At 60.5% G+C, this 14,667-nt stretch carries 14 protein-coding genes; 10 read left to right on the top strand and 4 right to left on the bottom strand.

The features are described from left to right. Positions 1-53 precede the first annotated feature (53 nt). The 6 genes from R1T45_RS20655 to R1T45_RS20630 all read left to right on the top strand — a co-directional run bounded on the left by R1T45_RS20655 (position 54) and on the right by R1T45_RS20630 (position 6,405). On the top strand, positions 54-1,304 hold the full coding sequence (locus R1T45_RS20655) for a Zn-dependent hydrolase (RefSeq protein WP_317390138.1): 1,251 nt from the start codon (positions 54-56) through the stop codon (positions 1,302-1,304). A gap of 73 nt (positions 1,305-1,377) precedes the next feature. Next, positions 1,378-2,838 carry a dihydropyrimidinase gene (gene hydA / locus R1T45_RS20650; protein ID WP_093928041.1) on the top strand — a complete coding sequence of 487 codons (1,461 nt, stop codon included), beginning with the start codon at positions 1,378-1,380 and terminating at the stop codon, positions 2,836-2,838. A gap of 74 nt (positions 2,839-2,912) precedes the next feature. Then, complete coding sequence (locus R1T45_RS20645) at positions 2,913-3,698, top strand: ABC transporter ATP-binding protein (protein ID WP_317390137.1); 786 nt, start codon at positions 2,913-2,915, stop codon at positions 3,696-3,698. Further along, positions 3,698-4,558 carry an ABC transporter permease gene (locus R1T45_RS20640; protein WP_317390136.1) on the top strand — a complete coding sequence of 287 codons (861 nt, stop codon included), beginning with the start codon at positions 3,698-3,700 and terminating at the stop codon, positions 4,556-4,558. Before R1T45_RS20645 ends, R1T45_RS20640 begins: the two co-directional genes overlap by 1 nt. Continuing rightward, positions 4,558-5,397 carry an ABC transporter permease gene (locus R1T45_RS20635; protein WP_317391142.1) on the top strand — a complete coding sequence of 280 codons (840 nt, stop codon included), beginning with the start codon at positions 4,558-4,560 and terminating at the stop codon, positions 5,395-5,397. The genes R1T45_RS20640 and R1T45_RS20635 overlap by 1 nt, the downstream gene beginning before the upstream one ends. A 27-nt stretch (positions 5,398-5,424) precedes the next feature. Beyond that, entirely contained in the window at positions 5,425-6,405 is a 981-nt protein-coding gene (locus R1T45_RS20630) for an ABC transporter substrate-binding protein (protein WP_120350169.1), read from the top strand. Positions 6,406-6,690: 285 nt separating this feature from the next. Here R1T45_RS20630 and R1T45_RS20625 read toward each other — a convergent pair whose 3' ends face one another. Then, positions 6,691-7,242, bottom strand: a complete 552-nt coding sequence (locus R1T45_RS20625) for a L,D-transpeptidase (RefSeq protein WP_067623420.1) — start codon at positions 7,240-7,242, stop codon at positions 6,691-6,693. A 142-nt stretch (positions 7,243-7,384) separates the two neighbouring features. Further along, positions 7,385-7,591, bottom strand: coding sequence for a cold-shock protein (locus R1T45_RS20620; protein ID WP_067265226.1), 207 nt, complete (start codon positions 7,589-7,591; stop codon positions 7,385-7,387). 377 nt (positions 7,592-7,968) lie between these two features. Between R1T45_RS20620 and R1T45_RS20615 the strand changes: the two genes are divergently transcribed. Further along, a complete protein-coding gene (locus R1T45_RS20615; protein WP_317390135.1) occupies positions 7,969-8,946 on the top strand; it encodes a response regulator in 978 nt (325 codons plus the stop codon). 170 nt (positions 8,947-9,116) lie between these two features. Here the strand turns inward: R1T45_RS20615 and ettA are convergent, their stop codons facing one another. Next, positions 9,117-10,772, bottom strand: a complete 1,656-nt coding sequence (ettA, locus tag R1T45_RS20610; protein WP_317390134.1) for an energy-dependent translational throttle protein EttA — start codon at positions 10,770-10,772, stop codon at positions 9,117-9,119. A gap of 356 nt (positions 10,773-11,128) precedes the next feature. Between ettA and R1T45_RS20605 the strand changes: the two genes are divergently transcribed. The 3 genes from R1T45_RS20605 (at position 11,129) to R1T45_RS20595 (ending at position 13,801) form a co-directional block, all read left to right on the top strand. Then, positions 11,129-11,566 carry a universal stress protein gene (locus R1T45_RS20605; protein ID WP_067623405.1) on the top strand — a complete coding sequence of 146 codons (438 nt, stop codon included), beginning with the start codon at positions 11,129-11,131 and terminating at the stop codon, positions 11,564-11,566. An 11-nt stretch (positions 11,567-11,577) separates the two neighbouring features. Continuing rightward, the gene (locus R1T45_RS20600; protein WP_317390133.1) at positions 11,578-13,125 is read left to right on the top strand and encodes an alanine/glycine:cation symporter family protein; all 1,548 of its coding nucleotides are present in this window, start codon (positions 11,578-11,580) and stop codon (positions 13,123-13,125) included. 82 nt (positions 13,126-13,207) lie between these two features. Beyond that, positions 13,208-13,801 carry a nicotinate-nucleotide adenylyltransferase gene (locus tag R1T45_RS20595; protein ID WP_260011349.1) on the top strand — a complete coding sequence of 198 codons (594 nt, stop codon included), beginning with the start codon at positions 13,208-13,210 and terminating at the stop codon, positions 13,799-13,801. Here the strand turns inward: R1T45_RS20595 and R1T45_RS20590 are convergent. Further along, positions 13,793-14,626 carry a DMT family transporter gene (locus R1T45_RS20590; RefSeq protein WP_120350174.1) on the bottom strand — a complete coding sequence of 278 codons (834 nt, stop codon included), beginning with the start codon at positions 14,624-14,626 and terminating at the stop codon, positions 13,793-13,795. The genes R1T45_RS20595 and R1T45_RS20590 overlap by 9 nt on opposite strands. Positions 14,627-14,667: the final 41 nt, after the last annotated feature.

The raw sequence follows: 14,667 nt of genomic DNA, 5'->3' as shown, positions 1-14,667 counted from the left end.
ATTTACCAAATGGTAAAAAAACAATGGCCAAAGCCAATACAGAGGAGTGACCTATGCCCGCGCCCGGAGAGAACCTCAAGATTGATCCTGACCGCCTGTGGGATTCCTTGATGGAGATGGCCAAGATCGGCCCCGGCGTGGCGGGGGGGAATAACCGTCAGACGCTGACCGACGAAGATGCCGAAGGCCGCGCCCTGTTCCAAAAGTGGTGCGAAGACGCGGGCTGCACCATGGGTCTTGACCAGATGGGCAATATGTTCGCCCAGCGGGAGGGCACCGATCCCGATGCGCTGCCGGTCTATGTGGGCAGCCACCTCGACACCCAGCCCACGGGCGGGAAATACGATGGCATCCTTGGCGTGCTCGGCGGGTTGGAGATCATCCGCACGATGAACGATCTGGGCATCAAGACCAAACATCCGATCGTCGTGACCAACTTCACCAACGAAGAAGGCACCCGTTACGCCCCCGCGATGCTGTCGTCGGGGGTTTTTGCTGGCATCCATACGCAGGACTGGGCCTACGCGCGCACCGACGCTGAGGGCAAGAGCTTTGGCGACGAGTTGCAGCGCATCGGCTGGAAGGGCGACGAGGAAGTCGGCGCGCGCAAGATGCACGCCTTCTTTGAATTGCACATCGAACAGGGCCCGATTTTGGAATCCGAGGGCAAGGACATCGGCGTCGTGACCCACGGGCAGGGCCTGAGCTGGACGCAGGTAACGATCATCGGCAAGGACAGCCACACCGGTTCCACCCCGATGCCGATGCGCCGCGATGCGGGGCTGGGCATGGCGCGGGTGCTGGATAAGGTGAACGAAATCGCGCTCAGCCATGCGCCCCATGCGGTGGGGGCGGCAGGCCATATCGAAGTCTACCCGAACTCGCGCAACGTGATCCCGGGCAAGACGGTGTTTACCGTCGATTTCCGGTCACCCGAACTGGCCGTGATCGAGGATATGGAGGCCCGTCTGCGCGACGAGGGCCAAAAGATCGCCGATGATATGGATGTGCAGATCGAGTTTGAAAAGGTCGGCGGTTTCGACCCCGTGGCCTTTGATGATGGCTGTGTCACGGCTGTGCGCAATGCCGCCGAGCGGTTGGGCTATAGCCATATGAACTTGATTTCGGGCGCGGGGCATGACGCCTGCTGGATCAACCGGGTGGCGCCCACGGCGATGGTGATGTGCCCCTGTGTCGATGGTCTGAGCCACAATGAGGCCGAAGAGATCACCAAGGATTGGGCCAAGGCGGGGGCGGATGTGCTGCTCCATGCGGTGCTGGAGACAGCGGAAATAGAGGGCTGAACACGCGGGTGGAGGTCTGGGGTGCTGCCCCGGCCCCCCGACGTGAATTGCCAGAAAAGATGGGGAGAAGACGATGAGCAAGGTAATCAAGGGTGGCATGGTTTGCACGGCGGACCGCACATGGAAAGCCGATGTCCTGATCGAAGGCGAGAAGATCAAACAGATCGGCGAAGACCTAAAGGGCGACGAATATATCGACGCCGAGGGCGCCTATGTGATCCCCGGCGGGATTGATCCGCATACGCACCTAGAGATGCCTTTCATGGGCACCACGGCAGCCGAAACCTTTGAGTCCGGCACATGGGCCGCGGCAGTGGGCGGCACCACAATGGTGGTCGATTTCTGCCTGCCGGGCGCCGATGGCAGCATCAAAAACGCGATCAACGAATGGCACCGCAAGTCGGCACCGCAGATTTGCAGCGACATCGGCTATCACATGGCGGTCACCGGCTGGGACGAAAACGTCTTTAACGAGATGAAAGACGCGGTCGACATGGGGGTGAACAGCTTTAAGCACTTCATGGCCTATAAGGGTGCCTTGATGATCGAAGATGACGAGATGTTCGCCTCGTTCAAACGCTGTGCGGAACTTGGCGCGCTGCCGATGGTCCATGCCGAGAACGGCGATCTGGTCGCCGAGTTGCAGCAGAAGTATTTCGATCAGGGCATCACCGGGCCAGAGGGCCACGCCTATTCCCGCCCGCCTGAGCTGGAGGGCGAGGCCGCCAACCGCGCGATCACCATCGCGGACACGGCAGGCGTGCCGCTCTATATCGTGCATGTTTCCTGCGAGCAGACCCATGAGGCGATCCGCCGGGCGCGGCAAAAGGGGATGCGGGTTTATGGCGAGCCGCTGATCCAGTTCCTGACGCTGGATGAGTCTGAGTATTTCAACAAAGATTGGGACCACGCCGCGCGGCGCGTCATGTCGCCGCCGTTCCGCTCGAAAGACCACCAAGACAGCCTTTGGGCCGGCTTGCAGGCGGGCAGTTTGCAGGTGGTGGCGACGGATCACGCGGCGTTCAGCACCGAGCAGAAGCGTGCAGGCCGCGATGATTTCCGGATCATTCCCAACGGCTCGAACGGGCTGGAAGAACGGCTTGCTGTGCTTTGGACCGAAGGGGTGGAGACTGGGCGGCTTACGCCGAATGAATTCGTCGCCGCGACCTCGACCAATATCGCCAAGATCCTCAACATCTATCCGCAGAAGGGCGCGATCGTTGAAGGGGCTGATGCCGATATCGTGGTCTGGGATCCGAAAATCACCAAGACGATCAGCCCGGCGAACCACCATTCCATCCTTGATTACAACGTCTTTGAGGGCTTTGAGGTCAAGGCGCAGAGCCGCTATACCCTCAGCCGTGGTGAGGTGATCTGGGCTTGGGGTCAAAACAGCCAGCCGCAGCCGGGACGTGGGCGTTTCGTGCCGCGCCCAGCCTTCCCAAGCGCCAATGTCGCGCTCAGCAAGTGGAAGGAGCTCAACAGCCCCAAGATGATCAAGCGCGATCCGCTGAACATTCCGGCGGGGATCTGAGCGATGTAGAACCGCCACGACAATCAGGTAAAGTGCCGCGCTAAAAGCGGCCGACCAACAGGGAAGTAAAATACGTGAATGACAGCCAGAGCGTGATCAGCGCCAGCAATCTAGATCTGACCTTTCAAACCAATGACGGGCCGGTCCATGCGTTGAAAGACGTGAACCTTGAAATCCACAAAGGGGATTTCGTCAGCTTTATCGGCCCCTCGGGCTGCGGGAAGACGACCTTTCTGCGGGTTATGGCCGACCTTGAGCAGCCCACGGGCGGCACCGTGACCATCAACGGTGTCTCGCCCGAGGAGGCGCGCAAATCGCGGGCCTACGGCTACGTCTTTCAGGCGGCGGGGCTCTATCCGTGGCGCACCATCGGCGGCAATATCCGGCTGCCGCTTGAGATCATGGGCATCCCCCGCGCTGAGCAGGCCGACCGGGTGCAACGGGTTCTAGAACTGGTGGAACTCAGCGGGTTTGAAAAGAAATTTCCTTGGCAATTGTCGGGCGGGATGCAGCAGCGCGCCTCCATCGCGCGGGCGTTGTCGTTCGACGCCGATATCTTGCTCATGGACGAACCCTTCGGCGCGTTGGATGAGATCGTGCGGGACCACCTGAATGAGCAACTGCTAAAGCTCTGGGCGCGGACGGAAAAGACCATTGCCTTCGTCACCCACTCGATCCCCGAAGCGGTGTATCTCAGCACCAAGATCGTGGTGATGAGCCCGCGGCCCGGTAGGATCGCGGATGTGATCGAAAGCCCGCTGCCGCGTGAACGCCCCTTGGAAATCCGCGAAAGCCCTGAGTTTCTAGAGATCGCGCATCGCGTCCGTGAGGGGCTGCGCGCCGGGCATGGGGACGATTGATGCGTAACATTTTCCCCATTCTAACGGTTGTGGGTCTGTTGATCGTCGTTTGGTATGGCGCAGCCGTCGGGCTGAACGCACAATGGGCGCGGGACGTGGCGGCGCGGGCCGATAAGACGCTGACGTTCTCGGAATTGGTGGCCGACACATGGTCGCAGGATAAGCCCAAGCTGCCCGCACCGCATCAGGTGGGGGCCGAACTGTGGGAGACCACGGTGATGAAGAAGGTCACGTCGAAACGCTCGCTTGTCTATCACACATGGGTCACCTTCAGCGCGACCTTCCTTGGCTTTGTCATGGGCACAGCGCTTGGCACGCTGTTGGCGGTGGGGATCGTGTTTAACCGCACGATGGACATGTCGGTGATGCCTTGGGTGATCGCCAGTCAGACCATCCCGATCTTGGCCATCGCGCCGATGATTATCGTGGTTCTGAATGCTGTGGGCCTCTCGGGGCTGCTGCCCAAGGCGATCATAAGCATGTATCTGTCGTTTTTCCCGGTGGTCGTGGGCATGGTCAAGGGGCTGCGCAGCCCGGACCAGATGCAGCTAGATCAGATGCGCACGTGGCACGCGAGCGGTTGGCAGACCTTTTGGAAGCTGCGGCTGCCGTCGTCGATGCCGTACTTCTTTACCTCGCTGAAAGTCGGTGTCGCGGCCTCTCTCGTCGGTGCCATCGTGGGCGAGATGCCGACGGGTGCTGTGGCGGGCCTTGGGGCGCGGTTGCTGGCGGGCAGCTACTATGGTCAGACGGTCCAGATTTGGAGCGCGCTTATCATGGCGGCAGCTTTGGCGGCGGTGATGGTGGGGTTGATCGGGTTGATCCAACGGGTCACGCTAAAACGAATGGGGATGGCATGATGGGTTGGATAGTTTTCGCCATCGCCGCTTGGCTGGTCGGGCTTTCGATAAACGTCTGGCTTGCGCGGCAAAAACCGTCCCGTTGGGCGGCGCTCGCTTCGCCGATTGTTTTCGGTCTGACGCTCATCGCGGTTTGGGAAGGGGTGGTGCGCGGTTTTGACATCAACCAAGTGCTGCTGCCTGCGCCTTCGGTGATCGCTGCGCGGTTTGCGACCTCATTGGACATTCTGTGGGTCGACTTTGTGCAGACTGTCATCAAGGGCGCGCTGAGCGGCTATATCATCGGCTGTGGCGCGGCTTTCCTGACAGCGCTGGCGATTGATCGTTTTCCTTTCCTGCAACGCGGGCTGCTCCCGGTGGGCAACTTCGTGGCCGCGCTGCCGATCATCGGCATGGCGCCGATCATGGTGATGTGGTTCGGCTTTGGCTGGCAGTCCAAGGCGGCGATTGTCGTGGTCATGGTGTTCTTTCCGATGCTGGTAAACACGGTGCAGGGCTTGCAGGCCAGCGACACCATGCAGCGCGACTTGATGCGGACCTATGCCGCCGGTTATTGGCGCACGCTTTTGAAACTGCGGCTGCCTGCGGCGATGCCTTTTGTCTTCAACGGGTTAAAGATCGGCACCACCCTTGCCCTGATCGGCGCCATCGTTGCTGAATTCTTCGGCTCTCCGGTGCTGGGCATGGGCTTTCGCATCTCCACCTCGGTTGGGCAGCTTGCGCTTGATCTGGTCTGGGCCGAGATTGTTGTCGCGGCAATAGCCGGATCGGCGTTCTATGGTATCATGGCCCTTATCGAAGGACGGGTGACCTTTTGGCACCCCAGCCAGAGGAACTAAAGACGACCAACCAACAGGGAGATAAAAATGAAAACCATCACGAAGATCGCAGCCGGGGCCGCCTTGGGCCTTTGGGGGGGCGTGGCGCAGGCCGCCGACGACTTGACGCTGCAGCTCAAATGGGTCACGCAGGCCCAGTTCGCGGGCTATTACGTCGCCAAGGACAAGGGCTTTTACGAGGAAGAGGGGCTGGACGTCACAATCAAGCCCGGCGGGCCGGATATCGCGCCGGTGCAGGTGCTTCTGGGCGGTGGGGCCGACGTGATGGTCGACTGGCTGCCCTCGGCGCTGGCCGCGCGCGAAAAGGGCGCGCCGATTGTGAACATCGCACAACCTTTCGCGAAATCCGGCCTGATGCTGACCTGCCTCAAAGAGCATGGCATCGAAAGCCCCGAGGATTTCCCCGGCAACACGTTGGGCACTTGGTTCTTCGGCAATGAGATCCCGCTGATGAGCTGGATGGGCAAGCTGGGCTATCCCACCGATGGCTCCGACGGTGGGGTGACGATCCAAAAGATCAACTTCAACGTCGACCCGCTGCTGCAAAAGCAGGTCGAATGCGCCACCACCATGACCTACAACGAATATTGGCAGGTGATCGACGCAGGGCTGACGCCCGAGGATCTGGTGGTCTTCAAATATGAGGACGAGGGCATCTCGACGCTGGAAGACGGTCTTTACACCACCGAAGAGAGCCTCGAAGACCCCGAGATGGTCGACAAGCTGGCGCGTTTCGTCCGCGCCTCGATGAAGGGCTGGAAATACGCCGAGGAGAATGTCGAGGAAGCCGCCGACATCGTGCTGGAAAACGACCAGACCGGCGCCCAGACCGAGAAGCACCAGACCCGCATGATGGGCGAGATCGCCAAGCTGACCGAGGGCAGCGATGGCCGCTTGGACGAAGCCGCGTTTGACCGCAGTGCGGAGATCACCATGGAAGGTGGCATGATCACGAAAGCGCCCGAGGGGGCTTGGACCCATGACATTACGGATAAAGCGCTTCAGTAAGCTTTGACGGTAATGAGAGTGGAAGGGCTGGCGCGATGCGCTGGCCCTTTCTTTTGGTGTGAGGGGCCAGCGCCTGCACGCGGTCGGCGATCCGACGGAGTTTTGTGCTACTTTATCGTTCAGCCGTGACGCGCCTTTGCAATGGCGCACCCGGCCTCACCAAATCGCCTAGCCGGTCGCACCAAAGGTGCGCTCTATATGCGGCACGCCTTTGGCATGACGGGCGGGCGGGCGATGGCCCGGCGCCTGCGGCTTGAGTCCGGGTTGGGTGTTGTCAAAAGGGGCTTAGAGCACCGTGACCTTCGTCCCAATCGGCACACGCTGATAGAGATCGATCACATGTTCGTTCAGCATCCGAATGCAGCCGTTGGAGACCGAACGGCCGATGGAGTTCGGCTGCGTGGTCCCGTGAATGCGGAAAAAGGTGTCCCGCCCATTCTGGAACAGGTAGAGCGCCCGCGCGCCCAAGGGGTTGCCGGGGCCGCCGGGCTGGGCGTCGGTGTTGCCGATGAAACGTTTGTAGGTCTGCGGCTCGCGTTCGATCATCTCATTGGTCGGGCGCCATGTGGGCCATTCTTTTTTGACGTCGATGGTGGCGGTGCCGGTGAATTCCAATCCCGCTTTACCGACGCCCACGCCATAGCGCATCGCTTGGCCCGGGGCGGTTACGAAATAGAGGTAATGACTGCGCGGCAGGATCAGCAATTGACCGGGCGCATATTGCGCTTTCATCGGCACCATCTGCGGGGCGGCACTGTAGGCGGCGGTGCGCGCCTGCGCCATCAGGGGAAGGGCGGCTGCGGCCACGGTGCTGGTCAGAAAACTACGGCGGCGCATGGCAGGCTCCATCAATCTATTGCTGTTTCGCTCTGCATTTTGCCACGGGGGCGCATTTTAGCAAGGCTGGACATAAAAAAACCGACCTGCCGGTATCAGCAGGTCGGTCAAATTCTTGCATCAGGGCCGAGGCCCCCGGCCATTAGGCCAGCGCGAGGTTGGTCGCGGATTCACGGCCGTCACGGCCTGCTTCGATGTCGAAGGTCACTTTCTGGTTGTCGGCCAGGCCGGTCAGGCCAGCGCGCTCAACAGCGGAAATGTGCACGAAAACGTCTTTGCTGCCGCCATCGGGAGCAATGAAGCCGAAGCCTTTAGTTGTGTTGAACCATTTTACGGTGCCAGTGGCCATATCCGTAGTCTCCATATTTATGCCATCCGCGTTGGTGCGATGGCCCGGCGTGGTTGGTCTGGATCGATAGACTGAGCGCCGTATGAGGGAGACAGTGGGTCGAAAAAGATAACGTCTGCACCGTCTATATTGCATCAGGAGGGGATTCGTTCAAGGGGCATCGCATTTTGGGGCCACAACAGGTCTGCGCTGTAGCGGATTTCGGCAAATTATCGCCACGAAGTTTCGTGTTCCCCATATTTTGCGGGGAGCGGCCCCGAATGCGCTGTCCCGAGTTTGCCTAAAACTGGTCTCATTGCTGCCCGGCATAGGTGGTTTTTTGTGAGAAAGCCCCAAGTGCGCCTGCCAGCGCCCCCCCTCATGTGGAGTAATGAGACATGATGCGTATCCTTGCCGTAGACGATGACCCGGTCATCCTTGACCTGCTTACAGGTTGCCTGACCGAGAATGACAATTACGAGCTGACCTGTTGCGAAAGCTCGGAAGAGGCGCTTGAGATCATGCAAGAGTTGAACCAACCGTTCGATTCCTTCCTGCTTGATATCATGATGCCCGGCATCAACGGGATCAGCCTGTGTGAGATGATCCGCGATGTGCCTTTCTACCGCGCTGTGCCGATCATCATGATCACTGCCAGCAAAGAACCTGCGATGATGCAGCGGGCCTTTGATGCGGGGGCCACCGATTTCCTCTGCAAGCCTTTGGATGGTGTCGAGCTCAGCGCGCGGATCAATGCCGCCAGCATGCTCAATGCCTCGCTGCTGCGCGAACGTGAGGCGCAGCATACGCTGAGCGAGTTGACGCAGATGATGCAGATCCGCTTTGACGAGGATTTCGATCTCGATGTCTCGGCCTGTAGCAACGTCTCCGAGCTTGAGAATTACCTGCTGCGCCTGCCGAGCGGTTGTTTCTCGATGAGCCTCTTTTCGATCTCAGTCGAGGGTGCGCGCGGCATCTATCGCGCGGTCAAGGCCCCGGCCTTCCGCCGCCAGATGGAGCAGGTGGCCCGCGCCTCGGTGCATTCGCTGGAGGGCATGCGCTTTCATCTGGCCTATGCGGGCAGTGGGCGTTTCATCGGGGTGGTGATGAGCCGCGCCCGGTTGAACACCGCCTCCATGGCCGATCGCACGCGCGAGCATCTGGAAAAGAATTGGGACGGCAAAGGTATGAACGGCGGGCTGGCCCCGTCCTTGCAAGTGCATTCGGTCACCGAGCAGCGCCTTTGGTCGGGTCTTTCGGCCAGCAACAAGCTGCGTGAGTATCTGCAAAGCTGGGATCCGCTGCACGGTCTGGCGCGGCATGATGAAGACAACCTCTTTGCCCAGCTGGAAACGGCGATCGACGAAGAACGCTGAGGGCTCTGCTCGTCCTCAGCTTTGTGACGCGCCCGTTCTGCCGTGAGGTGGGGCGGGCGTTTCGCGTTCAGGCGATGCCCGGCGTGTCTCCGGGCGGGACCGATGCTGCGCTGTGCAAAAGAAAAGGGCGCCGGAAATCCGACGCCCTCCAAATCGCTAATCCGCTATGCTTACCGCGCGAATTTCTTGTGCTTCAGGCGCTTCGGCTCAAGCGCATCGGCACCCAGACGGCGCTTCTTGTCTTCTTCGTAATCTTCGAAGTTGCCTTCGAACCATTCCACATGCGCTTCGCCTTCAAAGGCAAGGATGTGGGTACAGATACGATCGAGGAAAAAACGGTCGTGCGAGATGACCACGGCGCAGCCCGCGAAATCGACCAGCGCGTCTTCGAGCGCGCGGAGGGTTTCGACATCGAGATCGTTGGTCGGTTCATCGAGCAGCAGCACGTTGCCGCCTTCTTTGAGCAGACGCGCCATGTGTACGCGGTTGCGTTCACCACCCGACAGCAGGCCGACTTTCTTCTGCTGGTCGCCGCCCTTGAAGTTGAAGGACGAGCAATAGGCGCGGCTGTTTACCTCGGCATCACCCAGCTTGATGATCTCGGCGCCGCCGGTGATCGCCTGCCAGACGGTGTCATCATGGTTCAGGTCATCGCGGGACTGGTCAACATAGGACAGATCAACCGTGTCGCCGTATTCGATGGTGCCTTCGTCCGGTGTTTCATGCCCGGTGAGCATTTTGAATAGCGTCGATTTACCCGCGCCGTTGGGGCCGATCACACCGACGATACCGCCGGGCGGTAGGCTGAAATTCAGCCCATCAATCAGCTGCTTGTCGCCCATGTGCTTTTTCAGGCCTTCGACCTCGATCACCTTGTTGCCAAGGCGCGGGCCGTTGGGGATGACGATCTGGGCGCGGCTGAGTTTTTCGCGCTCGGAGGTTTCGGCCATCTCGTTATAGGCCGCGATCCGGGCTTTGGATTTGGCCTGACGGGCCTTGGCACCTTGGCGCATCCATTCAAGTTCGCGCTCAAGCGTTTTTTGCTTTGATTTGTCTTCGCGGGCCTCTTGGCTCAGGCGCTTGGCTTTCTGCTCCAGCCAATCGGAATAGTTGCCCTCGTAAGGGATGCCGCGGCCACGGTCCAATTCGAGGATCCAGCTGGTGATGTCATCAAGGAAATAACGGTCGTGGGTGACGGCAAGGATCGTGCCTTTGTAGTCGATCAAGTGCTGTTGCAGCCACGCGATGGTTTCCGCGTCAAGGTGGTTGGTCGGTTCGTCCAAGAGTAGCATGTCGGGCGCTTCGAGCAGCAGTTTGCACAGCGCCACGCGGCGCGCTTCACCGCCCGAGAGGTTTTCGGGCATCGCGTCATCGGGCGGACAGCGCAGCGCTTCCATCGATACGTCGATCTGGCTGTCGAGATCCCAAAGGTCTTGGGCGTCGATGTCGTCTTGCAGCTTGGCCATCTCTTCAGCGGTCTCGTCGTTGTAGTTCATCGCCAGTTCATTGTAGCGATCCAAAATGGCCTTTTTCCCGGCCACGCCCTCCATGACGTTCTCGCGCACGGTCTTGGTCGGGTCGAGCTTGGGTTCCTGCGGCAGGTAGCCGACCTTGGCGCCCTCGGCGGCCCATGCTTCGCCGGTGAAATCCTTGTCGAGCCCGGCCATGATCTTGAGCAGGGTGGATTTACCCGCGCCGTTGACGCCGACGACACCGATCTTCACGCCGGGCAGGAAGTTCAGGTGGATGTTTTCGAATGTCTTCTTGCCCCCGGGGTAGGTCTTGGAGACGCCGGACATGTGATAGACGTATTGATAGGCAGCCATTTGGAGAATCCTCGAAACGCGATTTGGGGTTTGCAGTGCAATATCGCCCGGGCAGGGCAAGATCAAACACTCTATCCATCGCAGGGCCGTGGCCCGCTGATGGCTTGTGCGATGTGCCGCACGCCGCTTGGTCAAGACGGGCGAGGCGGGCTATTGGATGGTTTTACAACGGTTTGGCAGGCGGTCCGTGCAGTCGAAAAGTGAAATCTGGTCGACTTTTCTGCGGTTTTCGCGCTAGGATTTATTCAATCTACGATTGGGCGGCGATTTCCGGCCATCGTGGAGTAGGCAGGCTGCAAGCGGTGCTTTCCCTTCGGGGGGCATCAACTGGCAGTCATAAAAACAGGGAAATACTCATGTCAAAATCCACAATCGTTGTGGGTCTGGACGGATCGGAAGCCGGCGCGCGTGCTTTGGCCTTCGCTCAGGCTCAGGCCAAACAGATCGGGGATTGTTCGATCACGGTTTGCTTCGTGATCGAATGGTCGCCTTTCACTTTTCAGACCAAGGAAGAGAACGAGCAGCGCCACATGCGGCGCGAGCAGGAGTTGCAGCGCGCGCATGACGTGGTGCTTGATCCGGCGGTGGCAGAGGCCAAAGCCTCGGGCGTGGAGGTCGAAGGGATCGTTCGGCACGGTGATGTGGCCGATATCCTTGAAGGTGTCGCCAAGAAGCGCGGTGCGCTTCAGATTGTTGTCGGTCGGGTCGGTGAGCGCGGGCTCAAGCGGCTCTTTGGCGGGGTGACGGGCCGGTTGGTCGCGGGCTCCAGCGTGCCTGTCACGATCATTCCCTGAAAGGATAAGCCATGAATAAGCTATTTACCTATGTGATGGCGGTATTTGCGTCATTGCTGCCGAGCTTTGCCGCCGCGCAAGAGGCTGTCGGCTTCGACGAGCGTATCAACCAGATTTTCGCAGATTACACCGGTTGGTATGTCTCCTTCATCTTCGCCCCGCTGCCGGGCACGAATTTCTCATGGATCGCGCTGTGGCTGGTCGTGGGTGCGGTGGTCTTCACCGTCTATTTCGGGGCCATTCAGGTCAAAGGGTTTTGGCATTCGATCCAACTGGTGCGGGGCGATTACTCTGATCCGGATGACGCGGGCGAGGTCAGCCACTTTCAGGCGCTTGCAACCGCGCTGTCGGGCACCGTGGGTCTGGGCAACATCGCAGGCGTGGCTGTGGCTGTCAGCATCGGCGGGCCGGGCGCGACATTCTGGATGGTGGTTGCGGGCCTGTTCGGCATGGCGACCAAGTTCACCGAATGTACGCTGGGCGTGAAATACCGCAATGAATTCCCCGACGGCCATGTCTCGGGCGGGCCGATGTATTATATCGTCAAAGGCTTTTCCGAGCGCGGCTTGCCGCTGGGTGGCTTCATGGCGGTGCTGTTCTCGATCTTCACCATTCTGGGCGCGCTAGGCGGGGGCAACATGTTCCAAGCCAACCAAGCCCATGCGCAGCTTGCAGGTGTTTTGGGGGACTATCCGGGCTGGATTACCGGTGTGATCCTTGCCGGTGTGACCTTTGCCGTGATCGCGGGCGGTCTGAAATCCATCGCGCGGGTGACGGAAAAGATCGTGCCCTTCATGGGTGTCTTCTATGTGCTGGTGTCGGTGCTGATCCTCATCATCAACTGGGACATGATCGGCTGGGCCTTTGGCCAGATTTTCATGGGCGCCTTTACCGGTCTGGGCGTTGTCGGCGGCTTTACTGGGGCGTTGATCCAAGGCTTCCGTCGGGCGGCCTTCTCCAACGAAGCGGGCATCGGCTCGGCGGCCATCGCCCACTCCGCGGTGCGTACCAAAGAGCCGGTGACCGAGGGCTACGTCGCGCTGTTGGAGCCGTTCATCGACACGGTGGTGATCTGTACCATGACGGCTTTGGTCATCGTGATCAGCGGCGTGCTCAACCAAGACCCCGAAACCGGGCTCTACATCTGGAACGCCGAGGCGGGCCGGATCGCGACCGAGGGTGAAGTGAGCGGCGTGGCGCTGACCTCGGCTGCCTATGCGCGGGCCTTCTCGTGGTTCCCGGTACTGCTGATGGTTGCGGTGGTACTCTTTGCCTTCTCGACCATGATCAGCTGGTCTTACTATGGCCTCAAGGCTTGGACCTATCTGTTCGGCGAGGGAGCGGTGAAGGAGCTCGTCTTCAAGGTGATCTTCTGCGTCTTCATCGTAATCGGCGCGGCGGCGAGCCTTGGGCCGGTGATCGACTTTAGCGATGCGATGCTCTTTTCTATGGCGATCGTGAACATCATCGCGCTCTATTTCCTGATGCCGATCGTGAAGCGTGAGTTGAACAGCTATGTCACGCGGCTGCGTTCGGGCGAGATCGTGAAGCACAAGTAAGCGCCTTGCATTGACAAAGGGCAGCAATGCCCCTCCTTTGGCCCCTGATTTCCGATCGGGGGCCATTTTCTTGCGTAATACCATGCCATTCGCCACAAGTGGGCAGGTCATCGGCCTGCTAGGCGGGTCGTTTGACCCGGCGCATGAGGGGCATGCACATATCACCCGCGAGGCATTGAAACGGTTCGGGCTGGACCGCGTGTGGTGGCTGCTCAGCCCCGGCAACCCGCTGAAAGACCACGGGCCAGCGCCCATGGCGCAGCGCAAAGCGCGGGCGCGGGCGGTGATGGATCACCCGCGCGTTGAGATCACCGATATCGAGGCGCAGCTTGGCACCCGCTACACGGCTCAGACGCTGGCGGCGCTGCGGCGGCACTACCCCGGCGTGCGCTTTGTCTGGTTGATGGGGGCCGATAACCTTGCGCAGTTTCATCTGTGGCAAGATTGGCGGCAAATCATGGAGACGGTGCCGGTGGGCGTGCTGGCCCGGCCCGGGCAACGTATCTCGGCCCGGATGAGCCGGGCGGCGGCGCTTTATGCGCCTTACCGGATCGCGGGGCGTAACAGCCAGCTTTTGGGCCATGCCACGGCGCCTGCGTGGTGTTTCGTGAATGTGCCGATGGTCGATGTCTCATCCACCGCGCTGCGCGCTGCCGGGGGCTGGCGCTCAGCGTAGCCGGGCCGAGGTGATGCCAGCGGTGATGATGACGGCAAGCCCCGCCCATGTCAGCGCATCGGGCAGGGTGCTAAACAGGAAGAGCCCCAGCAGCACCGCCGCGATCAGTTGGAAATAGACCAAAGGTGCCAGCCGCGTCGCGGGCGCGCGGCGATAGGCGTAGAGCAGCAGCAGATTGCCCAACATCGAAAACAGCGCGCTTGCGGTCGCCAATCCGGCGACGGGCAGGGTGGCTTGGGGCAGGTTCATCAGGCCCAAGGGCAGCAGCATCACCGCGCTCATCGCCAGTTGGGTGAAGGTCAGCGCAAGGGGCGGTGCCAGATCAGAAAGCCAGCGCGACATGGTCAGGAAAACCCCGTAGAACAGCCCCGCGGCCACGGCGAACAGCAGCCCCGGCCCGCCGGTGCCGCCGCCCAGCCCCGGACGCACCACCAGCAGCACACCGCAAAAGCCCAGCAGGATCAAAGCGCTGCGCAGCAGGCTGATGCGTTCGCGCAGGAAAATCGCGGCCAAAAGGTAGCTGACCATCGGCCCGATAAAGAAGGCGGCAAAGACATTGGCAATCGCCTCTGTCTGGAGCGCGGTTTGAATGCAGGTGATGCCCAACGCCAGCGTGGCGGCGCGCAGCCAGAGCCGCCAGTCGCGCATCAGGCCCCAAGTGCCACGCGGCAGGAACGGCAGCACCATCAGCGCGCCGATGGCAAAGCGCGACCACGCCACAAAAACCGGTGCCACGCCCATCCCCGAGGTCAAAATCTTGCCCGCGCTGTCCCCTGCGGGGATCAGTGACATGGCGATAAACATGATCGGAATAGCGCGTTGCATGATGTCGGGGTAGCAGGTCGGCGGTTTTGTGCAACCGCGAA

It is taken from the genome of Sulfitobacter sp. LC.270.F.C4, from assembly GCF_032922545.1.
Classification (GTDB): Bacteria; Pseudomonadota; Alphaproteobacteria; order Rhodobacterales; family Rhodobacteraceae; genus Sulfitobacter; species Sulfitobacter profundi.
The sequence above is the reverse complement of the archived record's forward strand: the minus strand, read 5'-3'. Positions and strand labels throughout refer to the sequence as shown.